Consider the following 1,128-nt stretch of genomic DNA (forward strand, 5'->3'; position numbering starts at 1 on the left):
GCATGTTGCTAACGGTGATCCCGCCCAAGCCTTCGGCAAGAGTGGGTCTCTCGCGCAGTACGTCATCGGTGAGCGGGCCTACCGTTTTGCTGGCATTGCGGAGGCCTTCGCCGTCCAACTCCCAGAGCGCTACGGGGTCGAGCTGCTTGACGTGGTCGAACGGGACGAGGACTTTTGGAATCTCGAGCACGCCTTTGAACAAAGCCTGTTGTGGCGCCGTCAGGATGTGTTCACCGAGCGGACGCTCAAGCTGCTCGAGCGGTGGGCGGAGACGACCGGTCGCGACGCCGTCATCGACACTTTGCTCTCGGTCGCTACAGAGCCGGACAACCGCTTCAACGCGGACTATCTCGATGGACGTTTACGACCAATGCCCATGCCGGAACGTGACCAGCGCTGGTCGATACGCGTGACATCGAGCGTCGAGGGAGACGGTGAAGCTGTCAACACTTTGATCGAGTGGGTGCTCGTCAACGGCCTCGATCAGATCGAGGAGAATCGCGCTCGGCTTGCCGCCGTCACGCTGGCTTGGCTCACCAGCCTAAGCCATCGCTGGGTACGGGACATGGCGACCAAGGCCCTCGCTTGCCTATTTGTCAATCGGCGCAAACTGGCCGCCTCCCTGATCGAGCAATTTTCCGGGGTTGACGATGCCTATGTGCTCGATCGAGTGCTGGCCGCTGCCTATGGCGCCGCCACACGCAGCTGGAGAAACGAGGGACTCGCCGAGCTCGCTCGCGCCGCCTTCGCGGCGGTGTTTGGACAAGATCCGATGCCGACCCACGTACTCGTGCGCGACCATGCGCGCGGCATCATCGAGCTTGCCGCCAATCGTAGCGTCCTTCCGAGCGAACTGCCGATCCATGTTGCGCGCCCGCCCTATCCCGGCGGAATCCCGCTGGAAACCATCAGCGAGGAAACGCTCGATGCCTATGTGCAGGACAACGCCGGCGGTAGGTTCCGCGACGAGATCTGCGCATCGGCTGTTTCGGACGGCGATTTTGCGCGCTACGAGATTGATTCCCGCGCGGGCCGCTTTCTGCTGCTCCCGCTCGATGCGCACGGTCAATCGATGCGAGAGATCTACGAATCGTGGTATGCCCAGGCAGTCGCTCCACACCCCGAACG

General features: G+C 62.4%; 1 protein-coding gene. It reads left to right on the forward strand.

Translation table 11 applies throughout. The features are described 5' to 3' along the window. On the forward strand, positions 1-1,128 hold a 1,128-nt coding region (locus tag CKO31_RS25995), incomplete at both ends, for a hypothetical protein (protein WP_200243786.1).

Origin of the sequence: Thiohalocapsa halophila (assembly GCF_016583825.1) — a bacterium.
In the GTDB taxonomy this organism is placed as follows: domain Bacteria; phylum Pseudomonadota; class Gammaproteobacteria; order Chromatiales; family Chromatiaceae; genus Thiohalocapsa; species Thiohalocapsa halophila.